General features: G+C 61.2%; 18 protein-coding genes. 4 read left to right on the top strand and 14 right to left on the bottom strand.

The window, feature by feature from the left end:
- The first annotated feature begins 27 nt into the window (after positions 1-27).
- The 4 genes from VNZ65_RS21565 to hslU all read left to right on the top strand — a co-directional run bounded on the left by VNZ65_RS21565 (position 28) and on the right by hslU (position 6,107).
- A complete protein-coding gene (locus tag VNZ65_RS21565) occupies positions 28-2,070 on the top strand; it encodes a TonB-dependent receptor (protein WP_325672712.1) in 2,043 nt (680 codons plus the stop codon).
- A gap of 443 nt (positions 2,071-2,513) precedes the next feature.
- The gene (locus VNZ65_RS21560) at positions 2,514-3,890 is read left to right on the top strand and encodes a hypothetical protein (protein ID WP_325672710.1); all 1,377 of its coding nucleotides are present in this window, start codon (positions 2,514-2,516) and stop codon (positions 3,888-3,890) included.
- A gap of 223 nt (positions 3,891-4,113) precedes the next feature.
- A complete protein-coding gene (gene hslV, locus VNZ65_RS21555) occupies positions 4,114-4,650 on the top strand; it encodes an ATP-dependent protease subunit HslV (protein ID WP_038493529.1) in 537 nt (178 codons plus the stop codon).
- A gap of 107 nt (positions 4,651-4,757) precedes the next feature.
- Positions 4,758-6,107 (top strand): ATP-dependent protease ATPase subunit HslU, encoded by a 1,350-nt coding sequence (hslU, locus tag VNZ65_RS21550; protein ID WP_325672707.1) that lies wholly within the window; start codon positions 4,758-4,760, stop codon positions 6,105-6,107.
- Between the two features lie 64 nt (positions 6,108-6,171).
- On the opposite strand, the gene VNZ65_RS21545 is transcribed toward hslU, so the two are convergent.
- From VNZ65_RS21545 to VNZ65_RS21480, 14 genes are all read right to left on the bottom strand, one after another.
- Positions 6,172-6,744, bottom strand: coding sequence for a type II secretion system protein N (locus VNZ65_RS21545; RefSeq protein ID WP_325672705.1), 573 nt, complete (start codon positions 6,742-6,744; stop codon positions 6,172-6,174).
- Between the two features lie 8 nt (positions 6,745-6,752).
- Entirely contained in the window at positions 6,753-7,973 is a 1,221-nt protein-coding gene (gene gspF / locus VNZ65_RS21540; protein WP_325672703.1) for a type II secretion system inner membrane protein GspF, read from the bottom strand.
- A gap of 24 nt (positions 7,974-7,997) precedes the next feature.
- Positions 7,998-9,449, bottom strand: coding sequence for a type II secretion system ATPase GspE (gene gspE / locus VNZ65_RS21535; RefSeq protein ID WP_325672699.1), 1,452 nt, complete (start codon positions 9,447-9,449; stop codon positions 7,998-8,000).
- Entirely contained in the window at positions 9,446-11,731 is a 2,286-nt protein-coding gene (gene gspD / locus VNZ65_RS21530; RefSeq protein WP_325672697.1) for a type II secretion system secretin GspD, read from the bottom strand. The genes gspE and gspD overlap by 4 nt, the downstream gene beginning before the upstream one ends.
- A gap of 95 nt (positions 11,732-11,826) precedes the next feature.
- Positions 11,827-12,624: a type II secretion system protein N gene (locus tag VNZ65_RS21525; RefSeq protein ID WP_325672695.1), complete on the bottom strand. Its 798-nt coding sequence runs from the start codon at positions 12,622-12,624 to the stop codon at positions 11,827-11,829.
- A 51-nt stretch (positions 12,625-12,675) separates the two neighbouring features.
- On the bottom strand, positions 12,676-13,218 hold the full coding sequence (gene gspM / locus VNZ65_RS21520) for a type II secretion system protein GspM (RefSeq protein WP_325672693.1): 543 nt from the start codon (positions 13,216-13,218) through the stop codon (positions 12,676-12,678).
- The gene (gene gspL / locus VNZ65_RS21515; RefSeq protein ID WP_325672691.1) at positions 13,215-14,501 is read right to left on the bottom strand and encodes a type II secretion system protein GspL; all 1,287 of its coding nucleotides are present in this window, start codon (positions 14,499-14,501) and stop codon (positions 13,215-13,217) included. Before gspL ends, gspM begins: the two co-directional genes overlap by 4 nt.
- Before the next feature lie 14 nt (positions 14,502-14,515).
- Positions 14,516-15,514, bottom strand: coding sequence for a type II secretion system minor pseudopilin GspK (gspK, locus tag VNZ65_RS21510; protein ID WP_325672689.1), 999 nt, complete (start codon positions 15,512-15,514; stop codon positions 14,516-14,518).
- Positions 15,511-16,164: a PulJ/GspJ family protein gene (locus VNZ65_RS21505; protein ID WP_325672687.1), complete on the bottom strand. Its 654-nt coding sequence runs from the start codon at positions 16,162-16,164 to the stop codon at positions 15,511-15,513. The genes gspK and VNZ65_RS21505 overlap by 4 nt, the downstream gene beginning before the upstream one ends.
- Positions 16,154-16,531, bottom strand: a complete 378-nt coding sequence (gspI, locus tag VNZ65_RS21500; RefSeq protein ID WP_325672685.1) for a type II secretion system minor pseudopilin GspI — start codon at positions 16,529-16,531, stop codon at positions 16,154-16,156. The genes VNZ65_RS21505 and gspI overlap by 11 nt, the downstream gene beginning before the upstream one ends.
- A gap of 15 nt (positions 16,532-16,546) precedes the next feature.
- Positions 16,547-17,035: a GspH/FimT family protein gene (locus VNZ65_RS21495; RefSeq protein ID WP_325672683.1), complete on the bottom strand. Its 489-nt coding sequence runs from the start codon at positions 17,033-17,035 to the stop codon at positions 16,547-16,549.
- Between the two features lie 11 nt (positions 17,036-17,046).
- On the bottom strand, positions 17,047-17,463 hold the full coding sequence (gene gspG / locus VNZ65_RS21490; protein WP_325672681.1) for a type II secretion system major pseudopilin GspG: 417 nt from the start codon (positions 17,461-17,463) through the stop codon (positions 17,047-17,049).
- Positions 17,464-17,738: 275 nt separating this feature from the next.
- Positions 17,739-18,743: an NAD(P)H-dependent glycerol-3-phosphate dehydrogenase gene (locus tag VNZ65_RS21485; RefSeq protein WP_325672679.1), complete on the bottom strand. Its 1,005-nt coding sequence runs from the start codon at positions 18,741-18,743 to the stop codon at positions 17,739-17,741.
- A gap of 63 nt (positions 18,744-18,806) precedes the next feature.
- On the bottom strand, positions 18,807-19,265 hold the full coding sequence (locus VNZ65_RS21480; RefSeq protein WP_325672677.1) for an SH3 domain-containing protein: 459 nt from the start codon (positions 19,263-19,265) through the stop codon (positions 18,807-18,809).
- Positions 19,266-19,377: the final 112 nt, after the last annotated feature.

Below are 19,377 nucleotides of genomic sequence, written 5' to 3'. Positions count from 1 at the left end.
ACGGCCGTTACCTGTCTAGGAATCATCATGCTTGTCCAACGTACGCTGTTATCCAGCGCGGTTCTGTCCGCACTGGCCGCTTTATCGTCTGCCGCATCCGCCCAAACTGAAATCGTCCAGCAGGCCCATGCCTTGCCGCCTGTGGTGGTCACCGCCAGCCCGCTCAACGCCAATGTCGACACCCAGATCCTGAGTCCGACCAAAGTCTTGTCCGGCGACGAACTGCGCAACAAGACCGGCACCTCGCTCGGCGACACCCTGGCGCAGGAACTCGGCGTCTCCGCATCCGGCTTCGGCGCCGGCGCTTCCCGCCCGGTCATCCGCGGCATGGGAGGCCCACGCGTCAAGATCCTGCAAAACGGCATGTCGGTGGCTGACGTCTCCAGCTTGTCCGACGACCACGCCGTCGCCACCGAAGCCGCACTGGCGCGCCAGATCGAGATTCTGCGCGGTCCCGCCGCCCTGCTGTATGGTTCCGGCGCCATCGGCGGCCTGGTCAATGTCGTCAACGACCGTATCCCGACGCATCTGCAAAAAGAAATCAGCGGTGAAACCGAGGCCCGCTATAGCAGCGTCGACAATGGCAAAAGCACCTCCTTGCTGCTGGAGGGTTCCGCCGGACCGATAGGCATGCACTTGGACGGCAACTGGCGCGATACCGGCAACTACAAAATCCCCGGCAACGCCATCCAGAACGATCCCGCTTCCGCTTCAGGCCGGTTGCCGACCTCCTTTACCCACGAAACCAACCTCGGCGTCGGCGCCTCGTACATCGCTTCCTGGGGCCATGTCGGCGCATCGGTGGCAACCCTGGACGACCATTACGGCATTCCAACCGATGAAAAATCCTTCATCGACCTGCACCAGACCCGTTACGACATCGCCGGCCAGATCGATGAGCCATTCAGCGGCTTGGAAAAAATCAGCTTCAAGCTGGGCCGCACCGACTATGGCCACACCGAGAAAGGCGAGGACGGCACGGCACACACGATTTTCTCCAACCAGTCGACCGAAACCCGGCTTGAGCTGGCCCACAAGCCGCTGGCCGGCTGGCACGGAACCTTCGGCGTGCAAAGCGACGCCACCCGCTTCTCCTCGCTCGGCGCGGAAAGCAATATGCCCGACACGGTCCCTAAAACCAAATCCACCTCGCTCGCCGCATTCCTGGTCGAAGAACGCGATTTCGGCCCGGTCCTCGCCACCGCCGGCCTGCGCCTGGAATCGGTGAAGCGCCAGCCGGATGCATCGGCTCAGCTGGCCGACCGCAAATTCAACCTGGCTTCGTACTCGATCGGCGGCCTGTGGCGCTTCGCCCCAGGCTACAGTTTCGGCCCGACACTTTCCATCGCACAGCGCGCGCCTACCGCCGAAGAACTGTATTCGCATGGTCCGCACGAAGCGACCGCCACTTTCGATATCGGCGATCCTGCCTTGAAAAAGGAAACTTCGCGCAACATCGAGCTCTCCTTGCAGAAGACCTCAGGCCTGGTGCGCTGGAAAGCCAACCTGTTCGAGAACCACGTGCGCAACTATGTCTATGGCCGCATGGGCGAGACCGCTGTCGACGAACATGACCACGGCGCCGCCGACGATCACGATCATGATCACGGCGAATTCACCGAACGGTTCTGGTCGCAGGCGGACGCCACCATCCGCGGCGCTGAAGCGGAGATCAGCTATAACCTGCGGGGCGAAGGCTTTTCGGTGCGCGGCTTTGCCGATACCTCGCGCGGCAAACTGACCAATCTGGGCAACCTGCCGTTGCAGCCGGCCAGCCGCTACGGTGTCGATCTCGGCTATGCGCAGGGTGCATGGCGCAGCGGCCTCACCATCCTGCGCGCCCAACGGCAAGACCGGCTGGCCACCTTCGAGCACAGTGCCACGCCGGCCTACACCAAGGTCGATGCCAGCCTCTCGTACACGCAAACATTAGCCAACATGCAGCTGACCTGGTTTGCCCTGGCCAAAAACCTGCTGAACCAGGATATCCGACTGGCGACATCGGTCCTGAAAGATGGTGTACCGCAGCCGGGCCGCAGCCTGGTGCTCGGAATTCGCAGTAAATTCTAAGCCGCAGCAGCGGGATCGCGGGAGCCGAATAGCCGGCGCGCACAAGGCGTCAGCTATTCCGCTCTTGCCATCCCGCTGCGCTGGGATCGCTGCGCAAGAATCGCTGTTTCTCATAGGCTGTGTGCAAAAATCACAACATATTTATGTCATAACTTAGAGGGTTCCAGACATACTTCCTGGGTGGCTTTGTGTTACCTTTAGCAGTATCGATTGATCGTGCTTTTTTGTATCGGAAGCAGATAAAAGCAGGGGCAGTCCCAAAACAAAAATGCGGCCATGAAGATGGCAAAAGCATAGTCAAAAGCGATGATAAAAGCGCATCTGGAGATTCGCGGAATCGGTGCCCGGCCCGTCAACAAGCGGCCTTATCCGACAACCCGGTTTTCAATAAAATTACAGCTACTCATGCAGCTTTAACAGCAACTAACTTTCAGGATTAACACGTGGGGATTTTCTCGCTCCTCGGCAAAAATAATCGTCCAAACGGTACGCGACCGGAGGATGACAAGTTACCAGCCGCGGCAGACAATCAGGCGCCGGTTCTGTTTGGCGAAAATCAGGAGCGGCTGGCCAACTCGACCACGCTGCGCGATGGTTCCGTGCGCAGCACGACCACCATGAAGATCGATGCGATCGAATCGGAAATGTCTTCCGAATTCGTGCACCTGCCGTCGTCGCCGAAAGCGCTGGCGGACTCGGCCACGACGCCGCCGTCCACGCTGGGGTCGAACACCACTCAACTGACACTGCCGGTAATGAGCCGGACCACGGAGTATCTGGACGATCAGTCCAGGAGCGGCAGCATCGAAGTGTCGGTGTCCGACACGCCGGAAGTGATTGAAGAAGCGGCAGTGCTGTTCGCCAGCGACCAGAACGACATCGCCGAAGCCTTGCTGTTGAGTGCGATCAGTGAAGACAAGCTCGGCTCTTCCACCCACATTGTCTGGTGGATGCTGCTGGACTTGTACCAGATCACCGGCAAGCAGCAGGAGTTTGACAACCTCTCGGTCGATTTCGCCAACAAGTTTGAAACCTCGCCGCCGACCTGGATCGATATCATGACCCTCGATCCGCAGGCGAAAAACCAGGAAAAGACCGGCACCACGCCCGCCGTGGCATTTTCCGGCAAGCTCGACGCCAACATCGGCAAGCAACTTGAGCGCGCCCAGAAACTGAGCGTCACCCACCCGGCGGTGCGGCTGGAATTCACCCGCGTCAGCTCAGTCGATCCGATCGGCTGCGGCCTGCTGCTGCGCATGTTGAAAAAACTGCAAAAATCCGGGCTCGACCTGATTCTGGTCGGCGCCGATGAACTGGCCGACAAGATCCGCGAAATCCTGCTGGTCGGCCGCCGCGATGAAACCGCCGCGCCATGGCTACTGCTGCTGGAAATCCTGCATCTGCTCAATCAGGAGCAAGCCTACGAAGACGCCAGCATCGATTACTCGATCACCTTCGAAGTATCGCCGCCGCCGTTTGTCGCACCGCATTCCAAAATCATTACCGCCGCGGAAGAAGCGCCTGCCGCCAATACGGCCGGCGCCAGCAGCCTGCTCATGCCAATCCTGATCGAAGGCCGTACCGAGGAGCTGCTGACCAAGATCCAGACCCACGCCAACAGCCACAGCCCAGCCATCATGGACTGCTCGCGCCTGGTCAGGGTGGACTTCAGCGCCGCCGGAGAACTGTTGAACGGGCTGGCCCAGCTTGCCAGCAACGGCAATGCTATCGAGTTCCACAGCGTCAATCACCTGGTGACCGCCTTGTTCAAAGTGGTTGGCATACAGGAAATCGTCCGGGTAGTGCCACGCAAGAATTAATTTTTCGACAACTCCGAGCTCCGCAGTAACGGAAAAACAACAGAAATTCGCCTCAGAGCAGCGCAATTCAGCGCTTGTAATCACGCCGGCCGTCCCCATTTTTTCGAAACAGCGTCAAGTTATCCGCATCAATTACTATTTGATACTGAATCCCATGCAGCAAGGCCGCAATATCCTGCGCCCTGCATGAGCGGTACCGTCCGCATTTTCTGAGGCTCGCAAAATGGAACAATTTCATGGCACCACCATCCTGTCAGTCCGGCGCGGCAACAGCGTCGCTCTGGGCGGAGACGGTCAAGTAACACTCGGCAATGTCGTAATGAAAGGCACTGCCCGCAAGGTACGCAAGCTGTACCAAGGCAAAGTGCTGGTCGGCTTCGCCGGCGGCACCGCAGATGCATTCACACTGCTCGACCTGTTCGAATCAAAACTGGAAAAGCACCAGGGCAACCTGATGCGCGCCTCGGTCGACCTCGCCAAGGAATGGCGCACCGACCGCATGCTGCGCCGGCTGGAAGCCATGCTGCTGACTGCCGATCGCGAAACCACGCTGGTCATCACCGGCAACGGTGACGTGCTGGAGCCGACCGACGGTATCGGCGCGATCGGCTCCGGCGGCACCTTCGCCCAGTCGGCCGCCAAGGCGCTGCAGGAAAATACCGAACTGACGCCGGCCGAGATCGTCAAGAAATCGCTGGTGATCGCCGGCGAGCTCTGCATCTATACCAACCAGTCGCACATCATTGAAACCCTGGACTAAGACTTCCTTCTGCGATGCGCAACAGCACCCGCCCGGATAAACGCCCGGCCCGATGCGGCCAGTAGAGCAGCGAACTTGCGCACCCAGCTACCCAACACGGAAAAAACATGAACATGACGCCCCAAGAAATTGTTTCGGAACTGGATAAACACGTAGTCGGCCAGGATCGCGCCAAGCGCGCGGTGGCGATCGCCTTGCGCAACCGCTGGCGCCGGCAGCAGATCGCCGAGCCGCTGCGCCACGAAATCACGCCAAAGAACATCCTGATGATCGGCCCTACCGGCGTCGGCAAGACTGAAATCGCGCGCCGCCTGGCCAAGCTGGCCGATGCGCCGTTCATCAAGATCGAGGCCACCAAATTCACCGAAGTCGGCTACGTCGGACGCGATGTCGACACCATCATCCGCGACCTGATCGATATCGGCATCAAGCAAACCCGCGAAAGCGAAATGCGCAAGGTACGTACCCGCGCGGAAGACGCAGCGGAAGACCGCATCATCGATATCCTGGTGCCGCCGGCACGCGATTTCGGCTTTCATCCTGAGCAAAGCACCGCTGAAGGCGAAGGTAGCGACAAAGGCAGCAACACCCGCCAGACCTTCCGCAAGCGGCTGCGCGAAGGCGCGCTCGACGACAAGGAAATAGAGATCGAACTGTCGGAAGCGGCGTCGCAAATGGAAATCATGGCGCCGCCGGGCATGGAAGAAATGACCGAGCAGATCAAGTCCATGTTTTCCGGGATGGGCAGCAATCGCAAGAAAAACCGCAAGATCAAGATCAAGGACGCGATGAAAGTCCTGATCGAAGAAGAAGCCGGCAAGCTGCTCAATGAAGATGAGCTGAAGCAGAAAGCTATCAGCAATGTCGAGCAGAACGGCATCGTGTTCCTGGACGAGATAGACAAGATCGCCACCCGTTCGCAAAACGGCGGCGCCGATGTCTCCCGCGCCGGCGTGCAGCGCGACCTGCTGCCGCTGGTGGAAGGCACCACCGTCAATACCAAATACGGCATGATCAAGACCGATCACATCCTGTTCATTGCTTCCGGCGCTTTCCACCTGGCCAAGCCGTCCGACCTGATTCCGGAACTGCAAGGACGCTTCCCGATCCGGGTCGAACTCGATTCGCTCTCGATCAGCGATTTCGAAAGAATCATGACCGGCACCGACGCCTGCCTGACCAAGCAGTACGAAGCGCTGCTGGCGACCGAAGGAGTCACGCTGGAATTTGCCAAGGAAGGCGTGCAGCGCCTGGCGGAAATCGCATTTTCAGTTAATGAAAAGACCGAAAACATCGGCGCCCGCCGCTTGTACACGGTGATGGAAAAGTTATTGGAAGAGATTTCGTTTTCGGCCACTAACGCCGACGAGAAAACCATGGTAATCGATGCGGCTTATGTCGACCAGCGCCTGGGCGCCCTGGTAGTCAATGAGGATTTGTCGCGTTACGTACTGTAAATCTGGCTAGGCAGCGTCGCTTTACCCGAATGGCCCATGCTCTCTGGAGCATGGGCCATTCGCTTTACTTATCCTGCACCGGCACCGCCGGCTGTTCCGGCGGCAAGTCCTGGTTAGGCGCAGGCTGTGGCTGCTGCATCTGTTGCTGCATAGGCTGGGCTGGCGCCGGGATCGGCGAAGCTGTCCCCATCCCGCCTTTCGAGCGCGCGTCTTCCGGCAGCATCACGCGCTTCAGCACGCCGCCTTCCGACAGCAGCACATACGTGGAATGCACTTCCTTTATGCTGGTGCCAGGCAGCAGCTCCTTGCCTTGGCGGACCGCTTGCGGCGGCTTGCCATCGGCGCTGATGATGGCGACGCTTTCACCGTCGCGCTTGGCGGCGACCACGCCCAGCAATTGATAATTGCTGGCCACCGTCACCGTACCGCGGCCGCCGAACAGGCCGGCTGCGAGCGTCACGTCAACCTGGGTATCCTCAGCCTGCGGCGGCGCAGTCACAGGCCGCAGCGGCGGCTTGATCAGCTGCATTACCCAATAAGCAGTGCAGGCGCACAGCAGCATGAACAGCAACAGGCTGACGAATTCAGGCAAACGCTTGGTGTGGCGGCCCAGTTTTTTTGTTATCGGTAGCTTCACATTGATCCCTAATGAACTAACTGGTTGATTTCAATAATCGGCATCAGCACAGCCAGCACAATCAGCAACACCACCACCCCCATCGCCAGGATCAGGGCCGGCTCCAGCAGACCGGCAATGGTCATGGCGCGCCGCTCCAGATCCTGCTCCTGGGCGCTGGCGGCGCGTTCCAGCATGGCCGGCAGTTCACCGGTCACTTCGCCGGCGCGTATCATGTGGATCAGCATCGGCGGAAAATGCTTGTGCGCGGCCAGTGCGCGCGCCAGGCCGACGCCTTCGCGCACGCTGGTGGCGGCAGTATCGACCTGCTGCCGCATGGCGACATTCGACAAGGTGTCGCGGCTGGTCTGCAGCGCCTTCAGGATCGGCACGCCGGAACCGGTGGTAATCGCCAGGGTACTGGCGAAACGGGCGGTATTCAGGCTGCGCTCGAATTTGCCATACAGGGGCGCGACCAGCAGCCAGGTATGCCAGCGCATCTTGGTGGCGGGATTCTTGAGCGCCGTGCGCCAGCCGTAGAACAGAGCGATCACCACGATGAGGACGATCCAGCCGTAGTTGCGGACGAAATCGGAAGTCGCCAGCATGACGACCGTCAGCATCGGCAGTTTCTGCTTGGTGTTGGCAAACACGGAGACGATCTGCGGCACCACATAGGTCAGCAGGAAAATCACGATGACGAAGGCCACCACGGTCACGATCGCCGGGTAGGTGAAGGCCAGCTTCACTTTTTGCACCAGCGAATTGCGCCGTTCGATGTAGTCGGCCAGGCGCGACAGCACCCGCGACAGCTGGCCGATCTGTTCGCCGGAAGCCACCAGCGCCCGGTAGATCTCGGCGAAATCGCGCGGATGGCCGGCCAGCGCGCTGGACAGCGAGGCGCCGCCCATCACTTCGGATCGGATCGAGGCGATCAGGTCGCGCTGGTAATTGCGCTCGGATTGTTCCAGCAAGGCCGTCAGGGCCTGCTCCAGCGGCAGGCTGGCTTCCAGCAGGCTGGCCAGCTGGCGCGTAAACAAGGCGATCTCCACCGTCGACAAGTGTTCGCCGAAACCGCGCCGCTGAGCATTGCCGGCGGCGTCCACCTGCTGCGCGATGATGTCGACCGTGATCGGCAGCAAACCCTGGGCGCGCAGATCGGCCCGCGCCGCCTTGGCGCTATCCGCATTCACCACGCCCTTGGTGGTGCTGCCGCTGGTATCTACGGCTTCGTAACGAAATGCTGGCACTCTGCTCCTCGCTTATGTTTTGGCTTACTCTTTAGTCACGCGCAGCAACTCGGCTTGCGTCGTCACGCCTTCGGTCAGCCAGCGCTCGCCGTCCTGACGCATGGTGCGCATGCCGTTACGCTGCGCCACTTGCTGGATTTCGGCTTCGGAAGCCCGGTTATGAATCTGCGCGGTGATCTCGTCAGTAGTCAGCAGCAACTCATAGACGCCGACCCGGCCGTGGTAGCCGGTGTGGCCGCATTGCTCGCAGCCGACCGCATGCCACATCTGGCCGTCGTGGCGGCGGCAATGGACGCACAGCTTGCGCACCAGCCGCTGCGCCACCACACCCAGCAGGGAAGACGACAGCAGGAAGGGTTCGATGCCCATGTCCAGCAAACGCGTCACGGCTGCAGCCGAGTCGTTGGTGTGCAAGGTCGCCAGCACCAGGTGACCAGTAAGCGAAGCCTGCACCGCAATCTGCGCGGTTTCCAGGTCGCGGATTTCACCGATCATGATGACGTCCGGATCCTGCCGCAGGATCGCGCGCAGGGCCTTGGCGAACGTCATCTCGATACGCGCATTGACCTGTGTCTGGCCGACCCCGGCCAGCTCATACTCGATCGGATCTTCCACCGTCAGGATGTTGGTGCTGCTGGTATTCAGGCGCGACAGCGCGGCATACAGCGTGGTGGTCTTGCCGGAACCGGTCGGCCCGGTGACCAGCACGATGCCGTGCGGCTGCGCGATCAGGCGGTCGAACTGCGGCAGTACGTCGGGGCTCATGCCCAGATGCTGCAGATCCAGACGGCCGGCTTCCTTGTCCAGCAAACGCAGCACAGCGCGTTCGCCGTGACCGGTCGGCAAGGTCGAGACGCGCACGTCGACCGGCTTGCCGCCGACGCGCAAGGTGATACGGCCGTCCTGCGGCAAGCGCTTTTCGGCGATGTCGAGCTGCGCCATGATCTTGATGCGCGAAATCAGCGAGGCATGCACGGCTTTTTTCGGCCGCACCACGTCGCGCAGGCTGCCGTCGATACGGAAACGCACCACCGAAATCTGCTCGAACGGTTCGATATGGATATCGGAAGCGCCTTCGCGCAAGGCCTGCGTCAGCAGCACGTTGATCATGCGGATCACCGGCGCATCGTCGGACGACTCCAGCAGATCTTCGATGGCCGGCATGTCTTGCATCAGCTTGGCAAGGTCGAGATCGGATTCGAACTCATCCACCACCTGCGCCGCGTCGCCGCCGGAACCGGCATAAGCGGCGGCAATCGCCGCATCCAGTTCATCGCGCGAAAATTTGCGGAACTTGACGCGACCGAAACGGCGGCTGACTTCAGCGATCGCGCTCGGCTGGGTGGCATCGGAAATCCACAGCTCCACAGGATTGTCGGCGCCGTTGGCATCCTCGGTACGCTGCGCCAGCAATGAGAAATTGCGAGCGAAGGCGTAAGGAAGCAGGCGCGTATCGGTCATTCTCGGATCGCTCATGGCGTTCTGTCGTTCAGGAAGCCAGGAGCTGGCGAAACCTGCGGCTTGGCCGGCAGCAGCATCGGCATCTGCTGCTGGTCTGGCGCCGGCTGCTCGGGTGCATCCGGCAGGTTCTTGCTCTTGCGCAGATCGATGAACGGACCGCCGTCTTCCAGCTTGGACGATACAGATGGACCGAAATCGGTCAGCACCGACTTGCCCGGCTGCAAGCGGATCTGCTGATTGCGCATGTAATCATAACGATCCACAGTCAGGTTACTGCCAGTCTCTTTATCGCGCACAATGGTCGGACGCAGGAAGATCATCAGATTGGTTTTATTGCGCGAGCCGGACTGGTATTTGAACAGATTGCCGATAAACGGCAAGTCGCCCAGCAACGGGACTTTTTGTATGCTGTTCGCATTGTCATCGCCGATCAAGCCTCCAAGCGCAATGATCTGGCCATCGTCAATCACGACATTGGTATCCAGCGAGCGCTTGGTGGTGGTCGGTCCGTTGGAGTTGTTAGCAGTGCCGGCGACAACCGCGGAAACTTCTTGCGATATCTCCAGCCGTACCGTGCCGCCTTCCGAGATATGCGGCTTGATCTTCAAGGCGGTGCCGACGTCCTTGCGGTCAACCGTGGTAAACGGATTGGTGGTCGTGTTGCCGCCCGTGGTGGCGTATGAGCCTGTGACGAAAGGCACGTTCTGACCAACAATGATTTTCGCTTCTTCGTTGTCCAGCGTCAGCAGATTCGGCATCGACAGCACATTGCTGCCGGTGGTGGCGTTCAACGCGCTGGCCAAAGCACCGAGACCGATTTTTCCAGCGATCTGGCGGAATATGCCAAGCTGCAAACCACTGCCAACTGTCGGTACAGAGGTGGTAGTGCCAGTATTGACAGTTTGGCCAATCGCCGTGTTGAACAGATTGCTATTGATGAGACCGGTATTGGTCCCGGTAAAGCCGGTGCCGCCGCCGACCCGGTAAGAACTGTTGCTATCGCCGCTCAAGGCCAGCCACTGCACCCCGATCTCGCTTGCCGCACTATCGTTGACTTCGACGATCAAGGCTTCCACATAGACTTGCGCACGGCGGGTATCAAGCTGGTCGATGACGCCGCGGATATTGCGATAGACCGGTTCGCTGGCAGTGATGATCAAGGTATTGGTGCTGTCGTCGGCCTGGATAAAACCGGCTGCACCACTGCCGCTGCCGCCGCCACCGCTGGACGATTGCGAAGAGTTATCCTGCGGTGTCTGCGACTGTGGCGTGGTCGAATTGCCGGAACCCAGAGCACCGCCGCCGCTGGCGCCTTGCAGCATGCCACCCGAACCGCCGCTGGAACTCTTGCTGGACGAGCTGGAAGTCGGCAGCGAAGTGTCATTCGAGACAATCGCGCGCAAGGTCTTGGCCAGTTTCACTGCATCGGCATTCTTCAGATACACCACGTGGACATTGCCGGCATTGGTGGTCGGCTGGTCCAGCTTGGAAATCAGCGATTTGGCCAGGTTGGCGCGGCCGGCGGATGGCGCCCGGATCACCACCGAATTGGTGCGGGAATCCGCCATGATGAGGGTACGCGCACTGTCGCTGGCGCCCGGCGCCGCCGAACCGGCATCCAGCAGCTTGCTCGCCATCACGGCGATATCGCTGGCCACCGCATAGCGGACCGGGATCACATCCAGGTCGTTGACCGCCGGCACATCCAGCGCGGCAATCATTTTGCCCAGGCGCTGCAGGTTTTCCGCGTAGTCCGTCACCACCAGGGTATTGTTGCCCGGATTGGCGTTGATCGTGTTGTTCGGCGAAATCAATGGCCGCAGCACCGGCAGGATATTGGTGGCCGACTCATAGTTCAGGGAGAAAATCTGTGTAGCGATCTGGTCGCCACGGACGCTGGCAGGACGGGTTGGCGCCACCTGCAGCTTGGCGTCGGCTTCCGGCACGACCTTGACGAAACCGTCGCCGCGCACCACGGCATAGCCTTGCAGGCGCAAAGTGGAAGCCAGCAGGTCAAAGGCCTGGGTCTTGCTCACCGGCTTTTCGGAGACCAGGTTGATGGTGCCTTTGACGCGCGGATCGACAATGAACGTCGTGTTGGTATATTGACCAACCGCCTTGATCACCGATTCAATGTCGGCGCCGACAAAATTCATCACTGCCTGGCCGTTCGTTCCTTCGGTGCTGGCGCCCAAGGGCGCCGTACCCAGCACCGGCTGCGCACTGGCGGCAAGCGGGATACCGGTGGCGCAGGTCAGCAAGGCGATGGCGGCGGCGTAGCGCCAGGAACTGCGCATTGCCAAATGCAAATGAGGAGTTTCGCATGTCGACGCAGTGGTGTTCGCAGTTGTGTTCGCAGTTGCGTTGATTAGTGCGAGATACATTTTATCTTTCATGATTTAAACTCTAGTCCGATAACATTTCTGCCATTCATCTGGCGCCGTTGGCCGAGCAGGCTCAGTAAAGTAGCCAACTTTTCCTCTTGTCCCACCGCCGCTTCCGCGGTCCCCGAAAACTGAAAATGACCGTTTTGCAGTTTGCCGCTGCCGTTCAACAACATCGCGCCGCCCAATGTGGTCAGCGTCATCGCCGCCTGCGTCCCCTGCCAGTCGAGCCGCATGCGATAGCTGCCCAGCGGTTTGACCGGCGACAGCCGCGATGCCATCGCCAGCAGATCCAGCGTCATCACGCCATGCAGCGCAACACCGTCGGCGTTGCCCACCTTGATCCGCGCCAGCGTCAACTGCTCCCAGCCCAGCTGCATCTGGCCCGACGGCTGCAAGGTATTCAACGGCGCGCCCAATGCCGATAAGCGCTCAGCCGGCAACAGCATGCTGGACGGACTGACCGTCCATTCGCTCCAGCTGCCGCGGATACTCACCGCGCTAGCCAGCACTTGCGCATTCTCCAGCCTTGCATCAAGACGTCCCAGCAGCACCAGCGGCGACAAATGCCAGGAAAAACGCCCCGGCAGCAGCGCCGCCACCGCATCCTTGCCGCTAGGCGCGGCGCCGATGAAAGCCGAACCCTGCCACAACGATCCTTGCGCGTCGCCCAGCGTGAGACGGCCGCCGGTACGGCTTTCCAGCAACGGCGCCAGCCAGGCCGCCGGCAAGAAAGTCAGTACCGTGATCAATGCACTTAACCCTGCCGCCACCAGCCATATCAATACTCTGCCTAGTCTGCGCATCGCCGTCCTGCAATCCGGAACTGCGGCGCCGGCGGCATCCCGCGCAATCCATTACTCATGTTTTTGCTGCAATAAAGTCACCGTGGCGTTGACGATCCCCGGTTGTGGGGTCGCGCCGCCCAATGCCGTGACGCTGGCATCCACCACCTGCCATTGCGAACTCTTCTGGACGTCATCCAGCCAGTCCAGCAAGCCGGCAAACGCCACCGCCGCCAGCTGCACCTTGGCCATGTCGCCGTTCAACGTCACGCTTTGCGCGCTCAGCCCTTTGCCCTTCAATGCTGTTTCAACCGCCTCTTTACTCAGGGGCGCAGCCGGACGCTCCGCCATCTGGCCGGACAGAGCGGCCGCCTTGGCCGTCAAGGCCTGCAGCTCGGCGGCTTGCTGGCGCAACGCCGGCAAGTCCTTCTGCAGGCGAGTACGACCGCTCAAGGCCGGATCGAGCAGCAAGAGATAAACGATAGCCAGCAGGATTACTGCCGCCGCCGCGCCGAGCAGACGGCGTTCGCGCTGATTTCTTTGCGCCCAGTAGGCGCCGGCCGGGGTTGCAATCCGGTCCCAGGCTTGCTGCAAGGGGTTGCGTGTAGACGTCACTTGCCGCTCCCGATCTGCCAGACGCCGGTGGCCGGTTTGCTGAGCGTTAATTTCATGCTGGTCAATGCACTCTTGAGTTGCGCTTCAGCGCCATCCGCGTCGCCGGGATTTTTCAGGCGCACCAGCAGATGATGGTCACGATATTCCAGGCTAGCGATGGCGCCATTGTCGGAGCTTTGCGGCAAACCGGCCCAGGCTGAGCCGAAAGCCGCCGCCAAGGTGATGAAGTCGTCCGCCGCCAGCTGGCCGCCGTCGCGCTGGGCAGAGGCGACTTTCTGCTTGGCCTGGGCGATCGGATCGACGATCACGGTTTCTTTCGGGAACGCCGCGCGGTAGCTTTGCATCATGCCGCTGCGCAGGGCAGTCGCTTCGCGCCGCATGCGCAGCCAGTCGTAGTTCAGGCTAACGATATTCACCAGCAGCAGCGCCGCCGCCAGGCCCAGCGGCCAGCGCCAGCGGCGCCAGCTGAATTCGGTGCCGGCCGCGCTGGCGGTGAGACCGCTCATCAGGTCGACGCCGCTGCGCGCCAGTTCCTGGGTGCCGGCCAGCCAGTGCGACCAGTCGTCGGCCAGCACGGTGACCTGCGCCGGCTCCAGCTCCTGGTAGGCCGCCAGCGCGGTTTGCGGCACATATAAAGTGATCTGCTGCTGCGGCAGGATAGCGGTCAGCCCTTCCAGCACTTCCTGCGCCACCGATTGTCCCGATACTGGCGACAACGACCAGCCCATGCCTTGTTCGGCGGACAAGCGCAGGGCGACATCAATGTCGCCGCCGTGATCGGTGATGGCGGCGACCGCCATGTCCGGCTCGCGCAACGGCAGGCAAAGCTGGGCCGGCCAGGCTTGCAAGTTATGCGCGCCCAGCGCCAGCAGAGTCTTGACCAGCAGCTCCAGCCAGTCCCTTTGCACCACCGCGATCAGGCGCTGGCTGTTGTCGGCGACACGGCCCGCGGCGGCGGCGCGCTTGCGGCCGGCGACGATCACACAGTCGAAGGGATCGACCAGCAATTGTTCTTCCACCAGGTTCGGCAGCGCCGTCTTCAGCTTGGCGTCCGACATGGGCGGCACCTGCAACTGCAGCAGATTGACGTCGGCCGCAGCCAGTATCAGCACCACCCGGCTCGCCGCCGCGATCTGCTCGGCCAGGCCGGCCAGCTGTTCGGCGCCCTGGCGCTCGATGCGGCCGGCATCCGACACCAGCGCATAGCGGCAATCGGGCATGGCCACCGCCGCGGCGCTGTCCACAGTCGCCCTGGCGGGCAAGCGGAGAAGTAAGGTACTCAAAACGCATCTTCCATTTATTGTTCTCTAATCCACACGATATTGGTGCTGGAACTGGGGCCACTCGTAATACGGTTCAGCAAGGATACGGTATTCAGGGCGGCGCGACCCATGCGAATCTTGCCGTAGACCAAAAAAAAGTTACTGGACACCGCGATCTTCGCGGTGTCCGGCACGGTTATCTGGAACAGATTCAACATCTGCGTAGTGAAATTGGGTACATCCGTAAATGGCGCCGTGCGCCGCATCGCCACCAGCGTTGTGGCTTGCGCCAGCGACAAGTTGGAAAAGCGGGAAGCCAGCACCTCAGCCGAAGCGGTGTTGGCGTTAATTGGCGTGGGGCCGCCGGTCCACGGCAGCACGACGACATAATCTTGCAGCTGGCGCACGATATCCGGCGTGAATCCAGGCACCGACAGCAAATCGTCGACTTGCAGCATCGGCAAGCTTGCGCTTGCCGCGGCGGTAGCTGTGCTCTGCTGTCCGGGCACAGGCGGCGGCGCCGACGGTGCGGCCGGCAACCCTTGCGCGATTGCCTGGGCGGCGGCCGTGGCCAGCGTGCCCGGCAGGCGCAGATAACTCAACAGACGTTTGAAAGCAGCGACCTCATCAGGCGACGGGCTGCCATTGACGCTCAGGTTATTCAGGTTGTAGCGCGACTGGGCATCGACGATATTCCCGGACAGGATGGCATCGCCGGCATCGCCAACCGCCTGGCCGTCTTCCACATACTGGTCAAGGCGGGTGTCGGCCAGGGGCGCGGCCCACGGCTGGCCCAGGTAATCGTAGTGAAATTGCTTGCTGCTGGCGCGCAGGATCATGCTAGCCCAGTCCAGCGCACCGCGCATGATCCAGTTCTTCTGCAACTGCAGACGCTGGTTTTCGATGGAACGCACTTGCACCTGCTGCTGCCAGAACAGGCTGGCGACGATAGTGACCGCCAGCGTGGTCAGCAGCAAGGCAGTCACTACCGCCACGCCGCGCTGGGCGCAACGGTTCCGGAACGGTCGCGTCATGAGGCCCCCAGCAGGAAAGTCTTGGCCATGGAGCCGTTATGCCCGCGCAGTTGCAGCGCAACCTGCAAGCCGGTCCATTTGTTGGCGCTGGCATTGTTGTCCTGACTGCCGGCATTGATTGCTGAAGCAGGCCGCCAGCCCTGCTGATCGCTGCCCCACACCTGCATCTGCATGCTGGCGACACCGGATTGCAGCAACACAGCCTGGCTGTTGGCGCCGTCGCCGGTATCGCTGAGCGCGTTCTGCCACAAGGTGTCGATCACATTCGGATCGCGCGTCGGCGCCGATTCCTGACGCGTCAGGTGGCCGTCGCGCAGGCGGTAATCCACCACCTGCAAACGAGTCGGCTGCTGGTCGGCGAACACCAGCCGCACCATCAGCAGGCGTCCCGGCTCCGCGGATAAATAGGGACGCGTGGTCATCACCATCTTGGGGGCGATTTGCGCGCAATCGCTTTGCAGCTGGGCAAAGGTCAACTGCATGCCGCGTGTCTGCTCCATCTCCGCCGTCAGCGAAATCCGCGAGCGCACGATGCCGTCCAGGCCGCGCCAGCCCAGCACCGCCACCATCGCCAGGATGGTGACGGCGATGATCAGCTCCACCAGCGTAAAACCGTGGCTGCCGCTCTTCAGCTTTCTGCTAACGCGCATTCGGCACCACCTGCGACAGGTTAAGGATGCGCCGCTCGGAACTGGCGTCGGCGAATACCGATACTTCGACCCGCCGGAAATAGGGGTTGGGCGTACCCAGCACATGTTCCTGGCAATACAGCGGCAGATCGCCCTGAGGACAATCGAAAGAGCGATTGCCAATGGCCGGCCATTCTTGGCCGAGGCGGATTTGCGTCAGGCGGTTTTCCGCCGACCAGGAAGCCATCATGGCTGCCCGCAAGCCGCTGCTGTTCTGCGTCAGGCTGCCGACCGCACGCAGGCTGGCGCCCAGCGCAGTGCCGACGATGACCAATGCCACCAGCACTTCCAGCAAGGTAAATCCTGCTTCATGAGGGCGGAGAGGCATGCGCAAGTTAGGCATTTATTCGACCGCGAAATGACCGATGCCATCGGCGCGGATCAGGACTGTGCTGTCGCCGCTGCTCATGGTCAAGGTAAAAGGCTTGTCGACCGGTTCACGGCCGAAGGTGATGCGCATCGTGTTGGGCGGCGCCGCCTCGGTCGGCGGCGGATCCATGCTGAGCTGCATCGGGCTGCGCTTGAAATCGCGCTGGCGCAGCATGTCGTCCTGGGCCAGCGGTTGCCAGCCGGCCTCTTCACGCACCATGAAACGGTAGCTGTTGGCGTCGGCCTCGAAAGCCGTGGGACGATTGCGCAGGATGGCTTCCTCCCGCGTCAGCTGCAGCAGCAAGGCAATCCGCCTGGCATCGTCCTGTATGACTTGGTGATCGCTGCGGAAGGCGTTAAGCGACACCACGCCCAGCGTGATGCCTGCGATCACCACCACCACCAGCAACTCCAGCAAGGTGAAGCCGCGCGATGCACCGTGGCGCAGATTGCGATGCGCCATGAAGGACATTCTTACAAGTCCCAAGAGCCGATATCGGCGTCGTTGCCTTCACCACCGGGCTGGCCATCGGCGCCATAGGAAAAGATATCCACTTCGCCATGGATGCCGGGCGACAGGAACTGGTAGGGATTGCCCCAAGGGTCTTTCGGCAGCTTGTCGATGTAGCCGCCGGCTTTCCAGCCATTGGCGGCGGGACCGCTGGTCGGCTTGGCGACCAGCGCCTGCAAGCCTTGATCGGTGGTCGGATAACGCTGGTTGTCCAGCTTGTACAGCTTGAGCGCCTGCATCAGGGTGCCGATGTCCTGGCGCGCGGCCTGGATCCGTGCATCGTCGGTGCGGCCCATCAGCTTCGGTACGACCAAGGCTGCCAGGATCCCCATGATCACCACCACCACCATGATTTCAATCAGCGTGAATCCGCGTTGCATAAGGGCAGAGCGACGTCGAACAGCCGGGAGCATTGTGCTATGCATTTCTTTCCTTATCAAAAAAACCACGACCATGTTTGGAAAGGGCGATTATATGCCGCAATCCTTGCCAGCAAGCAGGAGAAATACACTTAATTATCTTGCGTGTATTTATCCGGGTTTTGTCATTGAATTGACACAAAGAAATGATATTACTTGATGCAGCGGCAAAGCGGCATAACGACATTGCATCGCTATGTAAAATCGGTTTTATCGGCCAGGTTGTGCAATCCGCTTTATGCGGCTTCTTCGCGCGGATTGCGCGACAGCAGGAGTTCCATCACCGACCGCAGCGAAGCGCCGTCGAACAGCACGCCGGCGACCGCATTCGTGATCGGCATGTCGACGCCGCGCTGCTGCGCCAGGGCGCGTACCGCGGCGGCGCAGCGCACACCCTCGGCAACGTGGCCGAGCTCGGTGACAATGGACGCCAGCGGCTTGCCCTGCGCCAGTCCCAGCCCGACCTTGCGGTTGCGCGAGAGGTCGCCGGTGCAAGTCAGGATCAGATCGCCGACGCCGGACAAGCCCATGAAAGTTTCGCTGCGGCCGCCAAGCGCGATCCCGAGCCGGGTGATTTCCGCCAGGCCGCGGGTGATCAAGGCCGCCCGCGCATTCAAGCCCAGTCCCAGGCCATCGGCCACGCCGGTGGCGATCGCCAGGATGTTCTTGACCGCGCCGCCGACTTCAACCCCGACCAGGTCGTCGGTCGAATACACCCGGATGTTATCGCCATGCACCGCCGCCACGACCTGCTCGCACAGGCCCGGATGGATGCTCGCGACCGACAGGGCGCAAGGCAGGCCGCGCGCGACCTCCTGGGCAAACGACGGTCCTGACAGGACTGCCGCAGGGATCGCATCGCCCAGCACCTCGCGCACGATCTGGTGCGGCAGCAGGCTTGTGTTTTCTTCAAAGCCCTTGCACAGCCAGACGATATTCGGGATCGGATATGGCTTCAGTTGCTGCGCCAGTTCACGCAGGCCGGCAACCGAGGAAGCCACGATCAGCAAGCCCTCAGCCTCGCCGCCGGCGAGATGCGCGAGCGCTTGCGAAAAATCGGCCGTGAGGAGCAGATTGTCCGGCAGCGGAAAACCCGGCAAGTAAGCCGTATTTTCGCGCTGGACGGCAGCCGCCGCCATGGTGTCGGGATTCCGACCCCATAGCGTCACGCTATGGCGCTGCGCCAGCGCAATCGCCAGCGCCGTGCCCCAGGCGCCGGCGCCGAGTACAGTTATATTCATGGATGGAATGGTGGGTTCAGAAGGCACGGGCTAGCCTGGAAATGACAAGAATACGAGGAAAAATCAATCGCCCCAGACTTCGGCTGCCTTGACGTAGCCGCTCTGGCCGTCGCGATGACGCACCTTGGCCCAGCCCGATGCAACCGGATCGACCAGTTCCAGCAGCACGCCCTTGTCGGCGCTGAAGACCACCGCGGCACTATCGTCCGGACTACTGCGGATCTTGGCATTGGCCACGCTGACTTGCAGGTTGCGCTTGCCGACCAGTCCCTTCGACTGCAGCCAAGACAAGTCGCCGCTGGCGTCGCGCACTTTAGTCCATTCGCCATAGGTCAGCACCACTTCGACCGGCATGCCACGCGGTGCGACTGCTACGCGCCGGCCCTTTTCCGAAGGTGCATCGTATAAAACCACAGGTGCTGCGCCAACCGCCTTGAAATCGAGCGCGCGGGCAGAACCGGCAACGCCGAGCAAGCTTCCCAACAACAAGGTGGCGGCAGCGGCTTTGCGTGCAAAATTCATCTATAGGTCTCCAGTTGCGGCAGGATTTACAGGAAGAAACGGAGCCGCCCGGGGACAGCTGCCGTTCACCCTGCCTTCTACCTGCGGCGATCGTCAACGCAGGCGCCAGCGA

The sequence above is a fragment of the Collimonas sp. genome (genome assembly GCF_035566555.1).
Classification (GTDB): Bacteria; Pseudomonadota; Gammaproteobacteria; order Burkholderiales; family Burkholderiaceae_D; genus Collimonas.
The sequence above is the reverse complement of the archived record's forward strand: the minus strand, read 5'-3'. Positions and strand labels throughout refer to the sequence as shown.